At 73.2% G+C, this 15,475-nt stretch carries 9 protein-coding genes; 6 read left to right on the plus strand and 3 right to left on the minus strand.

Going from position 1 to position 15,475, the window contains the following annotated elements; translation table 11 throughout:
- The first annotated feature begins 158 nt into the window (after positions 1-158).
- The 5 genes from IE249_RS07070 to sbnA are packed head-to-tail and all read left to right on the plus strand — an operon-like array spanning position 159 to position 9,308.
- Entirely contained in the window at positions 159-2,720 is a 2,562-nt protein-coding gene (locus IE249_RS07070; RefSeq protein WP_189703902.1) for a Pls/PosA family non-ribosomal peptide synthetase, read from the plus strand.
- Positions 2,721-2,734: 14 nt separating this feature from the next.
- Positions 2,735-5,998 (plus strand): non-ribosomal peptide synthetase, encoded by a 3,264-nt coding sequence (locus IE249_RS07075; protein WP_189703903.1) that lies wholly within the window; start codon positions 2,735-2,737, stop codon positions 5,996-5,998.
- Between the two features lie 54 nt (positions 5,999-6,052).
- Positions 6,053-7,066: a TauD/TfdA family dioxygenase gene (locus IE249_RS07080; RefSeq protein WP_189703904.1), complete on the plus strand. Its 1,014-nt coding sequence runs from the start codon at positions 6,053-6,055 to the stop codon at positions 7,064-7,066.
- Positions 7,063-8,181 carry a 2,3-diaminopropionate biosynthesis protein SbnB gene (gene sbnB, locus IE249_RS07085; RefSeq protein WP_189703905.1) on the plus strand — a complete coding sequence of 373 codons (1,119 nt, stop codon included), beginning with the start codon at positions 7,063-7,065 and terminating at the stop codon, positions 8,179-8,181. The genes IE249_RS07080 and sbnB overlap by 4 nt, the downstream gene beginning before the upstream one ends.
- A 38-nt stretch (positions 8,182-8,219) precedes the next feature.
- Positions 8,220-9,308, plus strand: coding sequence for a 2,3-diaminopropionate biosynthesis protein SbnA (sbnA, locus tag IE249_RS07090; RefSeq protein ID WP_189703906.1), 1,089 nt, complete (start codon positions 8,220-8,222; stop codon positions 9,306-9,308).
- A gap of 30 nt (positions 9,309-9,338) precedes the next feature.
- Here the strand turns inward: sbnA and IE249_RS07095 are convergent, their stop codons facing one another.
- The 3 genes from IE249_RS07095 to IE249_RS07105 all read right to left on the minus strand — a co-directional run bounded on the left by IE249_RS07095 (position 9,339) and on the right by IE249_RS07105 (position 14,360).
- Complete coding sequence (locus IE249_RS07095; RefSeq protein ID WP_189703907.1) at positions 9,339-11,060, minus strand: MFS transporter; 1,722 nt, start codon at positions 11,058-11,060, stop codon at positions 9,339-9,341.
- A 152-nt stretch (positions 11,061-11,212) separates the two neighbouring features.
- Entirely contained in the window at positions 11,213-11,671 is a 459-nt protein-coding gene (locus IE249_RS07100; protein WP_189703908.1) for a MarR family winged helix-turn-helix transcriptional regulator, read from the minus strand.
- Between the two features lie 445 nt (positions 11,672-12,116).
- Entirely contained in the window at positions 12,117-14,360 is a 2,244-nt protein-coding gene (locus tag IE249_RS07105) for an FUSC family protein (protein WP_229857733.1), read from the minus strand.
- Positions 14,361-14,544: 184 nt separating this feature from the next.
- Between IE249_RS07105 and IE249_RS07110 the strand changes: the two genes are divergently transcribed.
- On the plus strand, positions 14,545-15,475 hold a 931-nt coding region (locus tag IE249_RS07110), incomplete at its 3' end, for an MFS transporter (RefSeq protein WP_229857734.1).

Consider the following 15,475-nt stretch of genomic DNA (forward strand, 5'->3'; position numbering starts at 1 on the left):
CAGGTGCCCCGGACGAATCCCCTCGGTCACGTCCGAGTGGCAACCGCGCGATCACGGAACAAGACTGATCCTTGGTTTCGTGATCAGGCGAAAACGCACGGTCTCGGGGACCGGCCGCCGCTGGCCGATGGTTTTCGACCTTTCCTCAGGGAGCTCACATGGTGGAGAAGTCTGCCGACATCCTGATGCCCGGACCGGACGGACCCGCGGTCGCCCGACGCCCGCCCACCCGTCCGGCGGCCACGGACAGCGAGGCGGCACTCGCCGGAATCCTGGCGGACGTCGTCCACGCCGAGCGGATCTCCCCCGACAGCCACTTCTTCGACGACCTCGGCGCCAACTCCCTGGTGATGGCCCAGTTCTGCGCACGGGTGCGCAAGCATCCGGACCTGCCGTCCGTGTCGATGAAGGACATCTACCGGCACCCCACGCTGCGCGGCCTGGCGACGGCCCTCGCCGAGACCGCGACCGCTCCCCCGGCAGCCGGAGCCGCCTCCGGCGCCCGGTCGGCCCCCGCCACGGAAGCCGAGGGCGCCGCCCCTGACGGCACGGCGCCGCCCGTCCCGCCCCCCGGCAAGCGGCGCTCGCTGTGGTACGCACTGTGCGGCACCGCCCAGTTACTGATCTTCCTGGGCTATTCCTTCGTCATCGGCATGGCCACGGCCCGCGGCTACGAGTGGGTGGCCGCGGGAACGGACCTGGCCCGCATCTACCTGCGGTCCCTGGTGTGCGGCGGCGCGGGCTTCGTCGTCCTGTGCGCCTTCCCCGTCGTCGCCAAGTGGGTCCTCGTCGGCCGCTGGAAACCCGCGGAGTTCCCGGTCTGGGGACCGGCCTACCTGCGCCTGTGGATCGTGAAGGCGCTGCTGCACGCCAACCCCATGGTCCTGTTCGTCGGCAACCCGCTGTACGTGCTGTACCTGCGGGCACTCGGCGCCCGGATCGGCCGCGACGTCACGATCCTCTCCCGCTCCGTGCCCGTCTGCACCGACCTGCTGACCATCGGCTCCGGCACGATCGTCCGCAAGGACTCCTTCCTGCTGGGCTACCAGGCGCACGCCGGACGCATCCGCACCGGCCGGATCACCCTCGGCCGGGACGTCTTCATCGGTGAGAAGACGGTCCTGGACATCGACACCGCGATGGGCGACGGCGCACAACTCGGCCACGCCTCCGCGCTGTACCGCGGCCAGGAGATCCCGGCCGGCGAGCACTGGCACGGCTCCCCCGCCCAGCCCACGCACATCGACTACGTACGGGTCGCACCCGCCCGCTGCGGCAGGCTGCGCCGGGCCGGCTTCGCGCTGACCACGCTCCTGCAGCTGTTCCTGCTGTACCTTCCGCTGGCGGTCGGCGGGGTCTACATGCTGTTCGCCGAGGTCCCGGCGCTCAGCAAGCGGATGAACGCGGAGACCGCCGGCACCACCGCCGCCGAGTTCGTCACCGACACCCTGCTCGTGTCCGCCGTGGTCTTCTTCGGCGCGCTCCTGCTCGGGCTCGCCGCGATGCTCACCGTGCCGCGGCTGCTGAGCCTGATGGTCAGGCCGGACCGGGTCTACCCCCTCTACGGCTTCCACTACGCCGTCCACCGGGCGGTCGCCGGGATGACCAACATCCGGTTCTTCACCTGGCTGTTCGGGGACAGCTCCTACATCGTCCCCTATCTGCGCAGCCTCGGATACGACCTGTCCCGGGTGGAGCAGACCGGGTCGAACTTCGGCACCGAGGTCCAGCACGAGACGCCATACCTGGTGTCCGTGGGCAGCGGCACGATGGTCGCCGACGGGCTGTCCGTGATCAACGCGGACTTCTCCAGCACCTCGTTCCGGGTCTCCCTCGCCTCCATCGGCGCGCGCAACTTCCTCGGCAACAACATCGCCTATCCGGCGGGCGCGCGGACCGGTGAGAACTGCCTGCTCGCGACGAAGGTGATGGTGCCCCTGGACGGCGAGGTCCGCGAGGGTGTCGGGCTGCTCGGCTCACCGTGCTTCGAGATCCCGCGCACGGTCGAGCGCGACACCCGCTTCGACCATCTGCGCACCGGAGACGAACTGGGCCGCAACCTGGCCGCCAAGAACCGCTACAACCTCCGCTCGATGGCGCTGTTCCTGCTGCTGCGCTGGCTGCACACCGCCGTGCTCACCGCGTTCGCGCTGGGCTCGGTGGGGCTGTACGGCACGCTGGGACACGTGGTGATCGGCGCCTACCTGGCGCTCACCCTGGCCTTCTCCGCCCTCTACTTCGTGCTGGTGGAGCGCGTCATCGGGTCGTTCCGGCCGCTGTCGCCACGGCTGTGTTCCATCTACGACCCGTATTTCTGGTGGCACGAGCGGCTGTGGAAGGTGCCGGACCGCTACCTCAACCTGTTCAACGGCACCCCGTTCAAGAACATGATCTGGCGGCTGATGGGGGTGCGCATCGGGCGCCGGGTCTTCGACGACGGCTGCTACATCACCGAGCGGACGCTCGCCTCGATCGGGGACGACTGCACGCTCGGCACCGGCAGCAAGATCCAGTGCCACTCGCAGGAGGACGGCACCTTCAAGTCCGACCACAGCACGCTCGGCGCCGGGTGCACGCTCGGCGTGGGCGCGCACGTGCACTACGGAGTGACGGTGGGCGACGGTGCCGTACTGGCGCCCGACTCCTTCCTCATGAAGGGCGAGGAAGTCCCCCCGAACGCGGTCTGGGGAGGAAACCCCGCCGCGCCGACGGCGAAGTGAGGAAGGACCCTTCGATGGGAGCGCTCGTGGCAGCGGACAGGGACTTTTGGGCCGAGGCGCTGGCCGCCGGCGGCTTCACCGCGCTTCCGCGGTGGGCCGGGCGGCCGGTGCCGGGCACGGCGGCCCATGAGCAGGCCGTGCCGGCCGAAGCGGCCGAGGCGGTGCGCGCCCTTGCGGCGGACCTCGGGGTGCCGGTCAGCGCGGTGCTGCTGGCCGCGCACGCCAAGGTGCTGGCCGCGCTGTCGGCCGAGCGGGACGTGGTGACGGGCTACGCCGTGCGGGCCGGGGCCGCTCCCCTGCCGTGCCGGGTGCACCTCACGCCGCACTCCTGGCGGGAACTGGTGCTCGGCGCCCGGCGCGCCGAGGCGGACCTGCTCAGTCACCAGGACTTCGCCGTCGACGGGCTGCGCCGCGAGCTGGGGCTGACCGGTCCGGCCTACGAGGTCGTGTTCGACCCCGCCGACGCACTGGGCGAACTGCCTGGCGAAACGGTCCTGTCGGTGGCCTGGAGCGACCGCGGCGGACGGGCCGCCCTGCGGCTGCGGTACCGCAGGGACGCCCTGGACGCCGACGCGGCGGCCCGCGTCGCGGGGTACCACCTCACGGCGCTGGAGCTGATGGCGGCCGACGCGGACGCCGGGCACAGCGCGCGGACCCTGCTGTCCGAGGCCGAGGTGCGCGAGCAGCTCGACGGGCTGGCCGGGCCCGACCGGGAGCTGCCGCGGGCCCGCGCGCACGAACTGTTCGAGCGGCAGGCGCGGGAGCGTCCCGAGGCGGTGGCGGCCGTGCACGGCGAGGACGCGTGGACGTACGCCGAGCTCGACGCGCGGGCGAACCGGCTGGCGCGGGCGCTGCTGGCCCGCGGGCTGGGCCGGGAGGGCGTGGTGGCCGTGGTCACCGAGCGCAACCTGGACTGGCTGGCCTCGGTACTGGCCGTGTTCAAGGCCGGCGGGGTCTACCTGCCGATCGAGCCGCACTTCCCGGCCGGCCGGATCGCGGCCACGCTCTCCCGCGCGGGCTGCCGGCTGGTGCTGACCGAGCCGGGCAGCACCGCCACCCTGGACGAGGCCCTGGCCGGGCTGCCCACGCCCGCCGAGAAGCTGCTGGTGGAGAAGGCGTACGCCGAGGAGCACCCCGGCACCGGCCCGGGTGTGGAGGTGGCGCCGGAGCAACTGGCGTACATCTACTTCACCTCGGGCTCCACGGGCGAGCCGAAGGGCGCGATGTGCGAGCACGCGGGCATGCTCAACCATCTGTACGCCAAGATCGACGACTTGGGGATCGGCCCGGAACGGGTGGTGGCGCAGACGGCCCCGCAGTGCTTCGACATCTCGCTGTGGCAGCTGCTGGCCCCGCTGCTGGTGGGCGGGCGGACCCTGCTGGTGGAGCAGGACGCCATCACGGACGTGGAGCGCTTCCTCGACACCCTGGAGCGGGGCCGGGTCGCGGTGGCGCAGGTCGTGCCCTCGTATCTCGAGGTGGTGGTGTCCTATCTGGAACGGCACCCGCGTCGGCTGCCGGACCTGGCCTGTGTGTCGGTGACCGGTGAGGCACTCAAGCGGGAGCTGGTCCAGCGCTGGTTCGCCGTCCGGCCGGGCACCCGGCTCGTCAACGCCTACGGCCTGACCGAGACTTCGGACGACACCAACCACGAGGTGATGGACGCCGTTCCGGACCGGGTGCTGCTCGGGCCGCCGGTCGGCAATGTGCGGGTGTACGTCGTCGACGAGGAGTTGTCGCTGGTACCGCTCGGCGCGCCGGGGCTGATCGCTTTCTCCGGGGTGTGCGTGGGCCGCGGCTACGTCAACGATCCCGAGCGGACCCGGGAGGCCTACCGCGAGGACCCGTACCGTCCCGGTGAGCGGCTCTACCTCGGGGGCGACTGGGGGCGCTGGCACCCGGGCGGCAAGCTGGAGTTCCTGGGCCGCCGCGACAGCCAGGTCAAGATCCGCGGGTTCCGGATCGAGATCGGGGAGATCGAGAACACCCTGCTGCGGGTCCCGGGCGTGCGGGACGGCGCGGTGGTCGTGGCCGAACTCGTCGGCGGCGCAAAGCACTTGATCGCCTTCTACAGCGGCCGCCGCCTCGCCGACCGGGAACTGGCCGAGGCGCTGGGCGCGGCGCTCCCCGCGTACATGGTCCCCTCGGCGTTCCACTGGCACGAGAGCCTGCCGCTGACCGGCAACGGCAAGATCGACCGCAAGGCCCTGACCGCGCTGGCCGAGCGCACCGCGCCGGACCACTCCGAGGCGGATGTGGACGGCGAGCATGCCCCGCGCACCCCGGCCGAGCGGCGGCTGGCGACGGCCTGGGCCGAACTGCTGGGCCTGCCCGAGCACTCGGTGGGCCGGCGCGACCACTTCTTCGCCCGCGGCGGCACCTCGCTGTCGGCGGTCAAGCTCACCATCGCGCTGAACCGGGAGGTGTCCCTCAAGGACATCACCCGGCATCCGGTCCTCGCCGACCTCGCCGCCGTGCTCGATGGCGGCTCCGGCCGGCGCACCGGCCTTCTCCAGCCGCTCACCGCGCCGGCCGGCACACCCGAGTGCGCCCTGGTCTGCTTCCCCTACGCGGGCGGCAACGCCGTCAACTTCCGCCCGCTGGCGGACGCCCTGGCCGGCAGCGGGCTCTCGGTGTACGCGGTCGACCTGCCCGGCCACGACCCCGCCGCCCGGGACGAGCCGTTCGCGCCGCTGCAGCGGGTGGTGGCGGACGCGGTGGCCGAGATCACCGCGCTCGGCCCCGGGAAGGTGATGCTCTGGGGCCACTCCTCCGGCGCCGCGCCCGCCGTGGAGACGGCGAGGCGACTGCAGGAGCGCGGGGTTGAGGTCACCCGGGTGTTCCTCGGCGCGCAGCTCCTCGGCACGGCGGACGAACGGCAGCAAGCCGCCGAGGAGTTGACCGGGCGCACGGACGCCGAGGTCGCCGCCGCCCTCACCGCGGACGGCGGTCACCCCGAGCTGGCTGAGCTGAACGCGCGCCACGCCGAGCGCGTCGCGGCCGCATACCGGCACGACTGCGTGGCCGCGCACCGCTACTTCGCCGGGCTGCTGAAGTCCCCTCCGGCGGCGAGGCTCACCGCTCCGGTGACCGTGGTCGCCGCCGCGGACGACCCGCACACGGCGCGCTTCGCCGAGCGCCACCAGGAGTGGCGGCTGCTGGCCGAGCGGGTCGAGCCGCACGAACTGGCCGACGGCGGCCACTACTTCCCGCGCACCCGCCCGGCCGAGGCGGCCCGGGTCGTGCTGGGCGCCGGCGAACTGCTGGCCTCGCCCTGAGCGGTTGTGACCGACCCGCCCCTGAACAGATGTGCCCTACGAAAGGAAACCGAGATGTCGTTCTCGTCCCCGGCGTCACTGCTGGAGGTGGAGCCACGGCCGGACCGGCCCGCGATCCTGCGCGTCGAGGCCCCGGTCGATGCCGCCGGATGGGCCGCCGGGAACCGGGAGGCGCTGCGCGCCCAGGTCACCGAGCACGGCGCGGTTCTCGTACGCGGGCTCGGACTGCGGGACGCGGACCAGGCCGGTGCGGTCTTCTCCCGGCTGGCCGGGACGCTCATGACCGAGCGGGAGGCGTTCGCACCCCGCGACCTGCACGGCCCCAAGCTGTACTCCTCCACCGCGTGGCCGGCCAACCAGCCCATGTGCATGCACCACGAGCTCAGTTACGCGCTGGAGGTTCCCGGCCTCATGCTCTTCGCGTGCCTGACCGCGCCCGCCGAGGGCGGGGCGACCGCCGTGGCCGACGGCGAGGAGGTGCTGCGGGCGCTGCCCCGCGAACTGACCGAGCGCTTCGAACGCGAGGGCTGGCTGCTCACCCGCAGCTACAACGACGAGATCGGGGCCTCCCTGGAGGAGTCGTTCGGCACCGACGACCGCGAGACCGTCGAGAACTACTGCCGCGCCCACTCCATCGACTTCGCCTGGCAGCCGGACGGCTCGCTGCGCACCCGCCAGCGCCGCGCTGCGGTGGTGAACCACCCGGTCACCGGCCGCCGCTGCTGGTTCAACCAGATCGCCTTCCTCAACCAGTGGACGCTGGCGCCAGAGGTGCGCGAGTACCTGGTCGACGAGTACGGCGAGGACGGGCTGCCGTTCAACACCCGCTACGGCGACGGCACTCCGATCGGCGAGGACGTCGTGGAGCTGCTCAACGCGACATACGACCGGCACACCCGGCGCGAACCCTGGCAGAAGGGCGACCTGATGCTCGTCGACAACATCCGCACCGCGCACAGCCGCGAGGCCTTCACCGGCGAGCGCCAGGTGGTGGTCGCGATGGCCGACCCGCAGCGGCCTGCCGCGCCGGGCCCGGCGGCCGGCTCCTCGAAGGGAGGCCGCCGATGAACCCCGTGACGTCCACCGCCAGCGGCCCGGCCGCCCGCGGCGCCGCCCCGGTGCCCGGCTTCGCCGTCATCCCCGGCGCCCAGGTGCAGAAGGCGCTGCAGGGGCGCGAGCAGGAGATCACCGAACTCGTCGAGGCCACCTACCGGCTGCACGGCGCCGGGCAGACGGTCAATCCGCCGTCGTACTTCCTGCGCTTCCCGGACCGGCCCTCCTCCCGGATCATCGCGCTGCCGGCGTCGGTCGGCGGTTCGGTGGGGGTGGACGGGCTGAAGTGGATCTCCAGCTTCCCCGACAACGTGGCGGCCGGGCTGCCCCGGGCGTCGGCGGTGCTGGTGCTCAACGACCGCGACACCGGCTACCCGTTGGCCTGTCTGGAGAGCTCCATCATCAGCGCCACCAGGACGGCGGCGTCGGCCGCGCTGGCCGCGGACCGGCTCACCCGGACCCGGCAACGCCCCACCCGGGTCGGCTTCTTCGGCACCGGCCTGATCGCCCGCTACATCCACACCTTCCTCACGGGCACCGGCTGGAGCTTCGACGAGGTCGGCGTGTACGACGTCTCGGCGGACAGCGCGGCCGGCTTCTGCGGCTACCTGCGCCAGTCCGGCGCGGACGGACAGGGCGGCGCGGACGGACGGAGCGGCGCGCACGGACGGGGCGGCGGCGGGATCACCGTCCACGACAGCCCCGAGGAGCTGATCCGCTCCAGCGACCTGGTCGTCTTCGCGACCGTCGCGGGCCGGCCGCACGTGAGCGACCCGGCGCTGTTCGACCACGCGCCGGTGGTGCTGCACGTCTCGCTGCGCGACCTCGCGCCCGAGATCCTGCTCGCCTCGGCCAACTTCGTCGACGACGTCGAGCACTGCCTGAAGGCGGACACCTCCCCGCACCTCGCCGAACGGCTCACCGGCGGCCGGGACTTCCTCGACGGCACGCTCGACGACGTGCTGACGGGCCGGGTGGATCCGCCGGCCGACCGCACCGTGGTCTTCTCGCCGTTCGGCCTCGGCGTCCTCGACCTGGCCGTCGGCAAGTACGTGTACGACGCGGTGGCCCGGGCCGGTGATCTGCGCGTCATCGACGACTTCTTCCACGAGCTGCGCCGGTACGGCTGACCGTCCCTTCCCCCCGGCCCAGGCATCAGGAGGCCAGCGTGCCCGTCATCTCCACTCCCCACGCCTTCAACGAAGGCCAGCTCTACGTCGACCTTCGGCCGATCTTCGGGCGCTCGCTCTACCTGAAGTGCGAGGGCTTCAATTTCGCCGGCTCGATCAAGCTGAAGGCCGCGATCGAGATGGTGGAGACCGCGGAGCGCGACGGCCTCCTGACTCCCGACTCCGTCCTCATCGAGTCGTCCTCGGGCAACCTGGGCGTGGCGCTCAGCATGATCGCCGCCAGCAAGGGCTACCGGTTCCTGTGCGTGACCGACTCCCGCTGCAACCTGTCGACCAGGCTGCTGATGGAGGCGCTGGGCAGCGAGGTGCACGTCATCGCCGACCTGGACGCCAACGGCGGGTTCCTGGGCGCGCGCATCGACTACGTCCGCGCGCTGTGCGACTCCGACGAGCGGTACGTCTGGCTCAGCCAGTACACCAACCCGGGCAACTGGGGGGCGCACTACCGCAAGACCGCACCGGAGATCGCCTCCCAGTTCCCGCGCCTGGACGTGCTGTTCGTGGGGGCGGGCACCACGGGCACCCTGATGGGCTGCGCGCGCTACTTCCGCGAGTGGCACCGGCCGGTGCGGATCGTGGCGGTGGACACCGTCGGCTCGGTCGCCTTCGGCGGCAAGCCGGGCCGGCGCATGATCCCCGGCCTCGGCATGAGCATGCGCCCGCCACTGCTCGACGAGTCGTACGTGGACGAGGTGATCCGCGTCGAGGAGGCGGACACCATCCGCGCCTGTCACCGGCTGGCCAGGCGCGGCTTCCTGTTCGGCGGCTCCACCGGCACGGTGGTCAGCGGCGCCATGGAGTGGCTGGCCCGCCATGAACGGCCGGGCCTGACCGCGGTGGCCGTCGCGCCGGACCTCGGCGAGCGCTACCTCGACACGATCTACCAGACCACCTGGCTGGAGGACCTGTACGGCGACGGCATCCTCGACCTCGGCGAGGACGGGGACGACGGCCCTGACGCCGGGCCCGGCGGCTCCACCGCCGACTCGGAGTCGGAGGAGGTGACCGCCGGCTCCCGGGGCGCCGACCGGATGTCCCGCGCACCCGGCCGCCGCCGCAAGTCCTAGGGCGCGGGAACGGCGCGGCGGCGGCGCGGCTCAGCCGGCCGCGCCGCGCAGCGCCGTCAGGGTGGCCGCGTCCAGGGGCCGGGGGTCGCTGTCGGGGTCGACCAGGACGACCGTGCAGGTGGCGGCGTGCGTGAGGGCGGTGGTGAAGCTGCCGTCGGCGAACTGGGCCAGCGGGCCGCGCGGCGAGCGGCCCACCGCCACGGTGCGAGCGCCCAGTTCGGCGGCGTGCCGGGCCAGGGCGCGGCCGGCCGCGGCGTGGTCGCCGACGCTGGTGAGGATCTGCCCGGTCGCGGCGACGCCCCGGGCGGCGAGCCGGTCCAGATGGGCGGTCACGGTCGCGCGGGCGTGGCCGAGGTCCTCGGCGTCGACGGCCTGTTCCTCGACGACGGCGATGTGCTGGACGTGCACGACCTCCAGAGGGCTGCCGGTGTCGCGGGCGAGACGCGCCGCGGTGTCGACGATCACGGCGGCCCGGTCGTGGTCGCCGACCGCGACGACGACCGGGGGCGTGGTGCCGCCCGGCGCGTCGCCGACGCGGGTGAGCGTCGGTGCGACGGGTTCGCCCTCGCCGGTGCGCGACTCCGCCTGCCGCGGCAGCCGGTGGCCGCTGGCCAGCACGGGGATGGCGAGGACGAAGGTGGCCGCGCCGAGGTAGAAGGGCACGCTCAGATCGGTGGCGTCGGCGAGCTTGCCGGCGACGTAGGGGGCCAGGCCGCCGCCGATGAAGCGCAGGAAGCCGTAGGCGGAGGACGCGACGGGACGCTCGACCGGGGAGACGAGCATGACCGCCTGGGTGGTCAGGGTGTTGTTGATGCCGATGAACGCGCCGCTGACGATGACCGCGACGATCACCACGGTGGGGGTGGCGACCCCGGCGGCTATGACGGCCATGACGACGCCGAGGCCGAGGAGGTTGGCGTACAGCACGGGCGCGGTGCCGAAGCGGGCCTGCAGACGCGGCGCGAAGAAGACGCTGAAGGCCGCCACGAGCAGCCCCCACCCGGTGAAGACCAGACCCAGCTGATGGGCGCTCAGTTTCATCGGGTACGGTGCGTAGCCGAGCATGGTGAAGAAGCCCCAGTTGTAGAGCAGGGCCATGATGCCCATGGTCAGCAGGCCGCGGTGGCGCAGCGCCTTGAGCGGGGCGACGGGTGAGGTACGGCGTGCGGGCTTGGGCAGCTCCGGCACGAAGGCCAGTGTGGCGACGAGCGCGATGGCCATGAGGACGGCGACGCCGAAGAAGGGGCCTCGCCAGCTGATGGCGCCCAACTCGCCGCCGAGCAGCGGGCCGACCGCGATGCCGAGGCCCAGCGCGGCCTCGTAGAGGATGATCGCGCCGCCGAAGCCACCGCTGGCGGAGGCGACGATGACGGCCAGGGAGGTGGCGATGAACAGGGCGTTGCCCAGTCCCCACCCGGCCCGGAAGCCGACGATGCCGTTGATGGAGCCCGAGCAGCCGGCCAGGGCGGCGAAGACGACGATGACCGCCAGGCCTATGACGAGGGTGCGCTTGGCGCCGAAGCGGCTGGAGAACCAGCCCACGATCAGCATGGCCACCGCGGTGACGATCAGGTAGCTGCTGAAGAGCAGGGAGACCTGACTGGGCGAGGCGTGCAGGCTCTCGGCGAGGGCGGGCAGGATCGGGTCGACCAGGCCGATGCCCATGAACGAGATGACACAGGCGAACGCGACGGCCCAGACGGCCTTCGGCTGCTTGAAGGGACTGGCAGCCTTTCCGTGCGGTGCACTCATGTGCGCTTCTCTTCCGGGGAGTTGGGAGACGGGGGCGAGAGGAGGGACGGGGACAGGGAGAAGGGCGGGGGCGGGGGCGGGGACGGGGACAGGGAGAAGGGCGGGGGCGGGGACGGGAGGGGGCGCGGAGGGGGGCCGGGGCGGACCGGGGTTCACGGGTGGGCCTGGTGGTCCCTGATGACGCGGGCCAGCGCGGGCAGCGCCACGCGCACCGCGCGCTGTTCGACCGCGGGCAGTTCCTCGACGAGCCGGCTGAGGGCCTCGGCGCGTTCGGCGCGCCGCTGCCGGAAGACCTCCAGGCCCAGGTCGGTGGCCCGCACCACGACACCCCGGCCGTCGCTCGCGTCGGCGGCGCGCCGCACCAGGCCGCCGCGCTCCAGCCGGGTCACGAGTTGGGTCATGTTCGGCTGGGAGACGCCCTCGGTGCGGGCCAGTTCGGTCAGCCGGTACGGACCCTCCCGGCCCAGCCGGGCCAGCGCCGAGGAGGCCGCGGTGCTCAGCCCGCCGGCCGTGGCGCTGCGGCGCACGTGCCGGACCAGTTCCTCGACGGCGATGATCAGTTCCTCCGCCGAGGCGGCGGCGCCCTCGGAGTCCACGACCGGCTTATGCATAACTGCATTATGCACTTAGATGTAATGTGAAACAACCTTCTCGGCCGACCACCGACGTCAGCCCATGCAGTCCCCGGAACCCGCTCCGGCAGGCGGTCCTGGTCACCAGGTCCTGGAATCCGGCCCGGTCGGTGCTCTGTATGCGGGCGGCGCCTCGCCGTCGCGGCCGTTCCCGGTGCCGCCGCGGGCGGTGTCATGGTCCTCCCCGCCCTCGGCCACGGCGGTGGGGCGAGCGGGGAGACCGCAAGGAGGCCTCGGAGGCGGAGAAGGCCGCGCGGAGCGACCTTCCGAGGAGCAAGGTGCGGCGAAGCGGCGCCGGCGGCAGCAGCCGAAGCCCCGGCTGCGCACGCGCAGGAGCATGCCCGCCCGCCGGCGGCATCACTGACCGGCGCGTGCGCGGCGGCGGCGCGACCCGTCACGGCCGCGGCGGACGGCCCGTTCCGCTTCAGCGGGCGGAGGACGCTGTGCGGTGCTCGTCGTCGTGCTCCGGGGCGTCGCGGGCGATGCGGCTCAGATCGGTCATCAGCGAGGCGAGCCAGGACTCGGTCGCGTAGTACAGCCGGGGTGCGCCGGGCGGCTCCGCCGCGAATCCGGCGAGGTGCGGGTCGAGCAGCGTCATCGGCGCGGTCGGGGTGTCGCTGCCGGGATCGAGTTCCGCCGAGACCAGCAGCATCCGCCCGGCCACCCGGTCCCCGAGTCCGCTCACCGACTCAGCCGCCTCCGGGCCCAGTACGGTGAGCGGCGGTTCGAGCAGCCGGTCCGCTCCCCACAGGGTGTGGTGGCCTGCCATGAGGGTCGCCTGCCAGTCGACCGCGGACAGCACCCGTCCGCGCGTCCGGCCGCCGAAGGGGGCGGGCTCGCTCTGGAACTGCGTGTACGCGGACTCCGCGAGGATGACGGCGTTGCGCAGCGACCGGTGGCCCGGCACGCCCGGCGGCGCGGCCGTCGCCCCGCCCTCCGCCACCGCGGCGCCGGTCGCCACCACGATCTCGGCCGCCCTGCGCAGGAGTTCGGCGCAGGCCCGGCGCAGTTCGTCGTGCGCCCCGCGCGGCCAGGCCAGCAGGCCGAACACCGCACCCACCGCGCTGCCGACCAGCACGTCGAGCAGCCGCTCCTCCGCCAGCCGCCAGGTGGCGGGCGCAAGTTGAGCGAAGACGAGGGCCACGACCAGGGTGAACAGCCCCTGCGCCCAGCCGACTCCCTTGACGGGTCCCACGGTGAAGGCGAACAGCATCGACAGGGGCAGTACGGCGGCGTAGACCTCGGTGTGCGTGCCGACCGCGCTCAGCATGCCCGCGGTGACCAGCGCGCCGACCAGGGTGCCCGCCAGCGCCAGGCGGATGGTCCGCCAGGTCTCGTCCATGGTGGTCCGGGTGAGTGTGAGGGTGGCCAGCATGGCCCAGAAGCCGTGCGGCAGCGTGCCCACCCCGGCCACGAGCCGGGCCGCCGTCAGGGCCAGGGCCACGCGTACCGCGTTCTGGAAGAACACCGACCGGCGCCCGGCGTGGCCGCACGCCCGGTGCCACCAGAGGACGGGGGCCCGTTTCCCCGAGTACCAGAAGCGGCCCGGCGGCGCCGTGGCCGAGGCCCCCCGGCCCGCGATCGCCAGGTCGGCCGCGGCACCCATGGCGAGCGCGGCGTCGGCGACCTCCAGCACGGCGGCGTCCCGCCGCAGCGCGGCAGGCGAAAGCCCGGAAGGCGGACGGTCCGGCGGTGAGCCGCCGGGGGCGTCCGGGCCGAAGGCTTCTGTCATGTCGGTGGGCGGGCCGAGGGAGATGGCGGACAGGTGGGCGCGTGCCGTGCTCAGATCGTCCCGGGCCGCGGTGGTGGGCGGCCCGTCCGCCCCCGCCGTGAGCCGGGTCGCGGTCGCGGTGGCCAGTCGCGCGACCGAGCGCAGTACGGCGGCCGCGGCGGGCCCCGGAGCGCCGTCCGGCGCGGCGGGGAGTGTGGTCAGACGGCTGAGCAGGGTGCGGATGGCCAGACCGGTGTGGGCGAGCGCGCGGTCGCGCAGGCCCGGTCCCGCCGGGCGCTCCGCCTCCGGCACGAGCAGGGAGCGCAGGCTACGCCCCGTCTCCCGCGCGGCCCTCATGTCCGCGCCGGTGAGGCCGTACGGGGGCGCGACGAGCAGCGTCGCGCAGTGCGCCGCGGTCCGCGCCGCGTGGGCGGCGCGCTCCCGGTAGGCCGGCGGGGGCCGCTCGGGCAGGATCAGCGCCTCGGCGAGGGCGAGCAGGAGCAGCCCGGTGGTCGTGCCGGTCAGCCGGTCACCGAGCGAGCCGGGGTCGTAGGGAGGGAAGGACGGGAGGATGTAGAGCAGTTGCAGGCCCGGTGCCGCCCCCGCCGGACGCGGGCCGCCCACGGCCGAGAAGGTCAGCGCGAAACCGACCACGAACATGCCGGCGACCGCGCTCCAGGTCCGCACCGACAGGAAGGTGCCCACGACCACCAGCAGCCAGCACACCGGGAGCAGGCGCAGTACCAGCGCGGCGTGCTGCCGTCCGGTGCCGGGGATGCGGCAGAGCCCGCCCAGCGCCACGGCGGCGAACAGGGCGTAGGTCGCTGCGACCGGGCGGTCCAGGCCGTAGCGGAAGAGGTAGAAGCCGGCCGCGGCGCCGAGGGTCACGCGCACCGCCCGGCGGCCCGAGTCGGCGTAGGCCGCCGGGACGATCCGACCGGCTCGGCGACCCGACACCCCTACAGAATCACGCACCACACGGCGCCCGGCACTTTCCCGGCTCCCCGGCCCTTTGGCATAGCGCCCGCGCGCACACCTCACGCCAGAACTATGTAGTCCCACCACATGTCCGCCCGACCTGTGCGTTTCTACGGTGTGCCGACACGTACCCGTCCCCACCGCACACGAGGAAGTGGCGCACATGGCCTCCGCAGCATCCGCTCCGCCCGAACCGGCGAACCTCCCCCGCATCGTCGCCGCCAGCCTCATCGGCACCACCATCGAGTGGTACGACTTCTTCCTGTACGGCTCGGCCGCCGCGCTCGTGTTCAACAAGCTGTTCTTCCCGGACGCCGATCCGCTGGTGGGGACGCTGCTGTCGTTCCTGACGTACGCGGTCGGGTTCGCGGCCCGGCCGCTGGGCGCGCTCGTGTTCGGTCACTACGGCGACCGGATCGGGCGCAAGAAGCTGCTGGTGCTGAGCCTGCTGATGATGGGCGGGGCGACCTTCGCGATCGGCCTGCTGCCCACCCACGCGAGCGTCGGAGCCGCCGCTCCGGTGCTGCTCACCACGTTGCGTCTGATCCAGGGCTTCGCACTCGGCGGCGAGTGGGGCGGGGCCGTACTGCTGGTGTCGGAGCACGGGGACGCGCGGCGGCGCGGGTTCTGGGCCTCATGGCCGCAGACCGGGGCGCCGGCGGGGCAGTTGCTCGCCACGGGTGTGCTCTCGCTGCTGACCGCCGTACTGTCCGACCAGGCCTTCGGCAGCTGGGGCTGGCGGATCCCGTTCCTGTTGTCCGGGGTACTGGTGATCGTCGGTTTGTGGATTCGTCTCTCTGTCGATGAATCGCCGGTGTTCCAGCAGGCGCTGGAGCGGGCCGAGGCCCGCAAGGCCACGGCCGCCGGGTCCGAGGCCGAGAAGCTGCCGCTCGTGGCCGTGCTGCGGCACCACTGGCGCGACGTGCTGATCGCGATGGGCGCCCGCATGGCGGAGAACATCAGCTACTACGTCATCACCGCCTTCATCCTCGTCTACGCCACCACCTCCGCCGGCGTCTCCAAGCAGACCGCACTCAATGCCGTGCTCATCGCCTCCGCCGTGCACTTCGCCGTCATCCCGGCCTGGGGCGCCC

The sequence above is a fragment of the Streptomyces anandii JCM 4720 genome, assembly GCF_014650655.1.
GTDB lineage: Bacteria > Actinomycetota > Actinomycetes > Streptomycetales > Streptomycetaceae > Streptomyces > Streptomyces anandii.

What these genes read in the sequence shown, in the direction of transcription:
- IE249_RS07080 (WP_189703904.1), top strand. Translation starts at nt 6,053, where the DNA reads ATGTCGTTCTCGTCCCCGGCGTCACTGCTGGAGGTGGAGCCACGGCCG.
- IE249_RS07095 (WP_189703907.1), bottom strand. Translation starts at nt 11,060, where the DNA reads ATGAGTGCACCGCACGGAAAGGCTGCCAGTCCCTTCAAGCAGCCGAAG.
- IE249_RS07100 (WP_189703908.1), bottom strand. Translation starts at nt 11,671, where the DNA reads ATGCATAAGCCGGTCGTGGACTCCGAGGGCGCCGCCGCCTCGGCGGAG.
- sbnB (WP_189703905.1), top strand. Translation starts at nt 7,063, where the DNA reads ATGAACCCCGTGACGTCCACCGCCAGCGGCCCGGCCGCCCGCGGCGCC.
- IE249_RS07075 (WP_189703903.1), top strand. Translation starts at nt 2,735, where the DNA reads ATGGGAGCGCTCGTGGCAGCGGACAGGGACTTTTGGGCCGAGGCGCTG.
- IE249_RS07070 (WP_189703902.1), top strand. Translation starts at nt 159, where the DNA reads ATGGTGGAGAAGTCTGCCGACATCCTGATGCCCGGACCGGACGGACCC.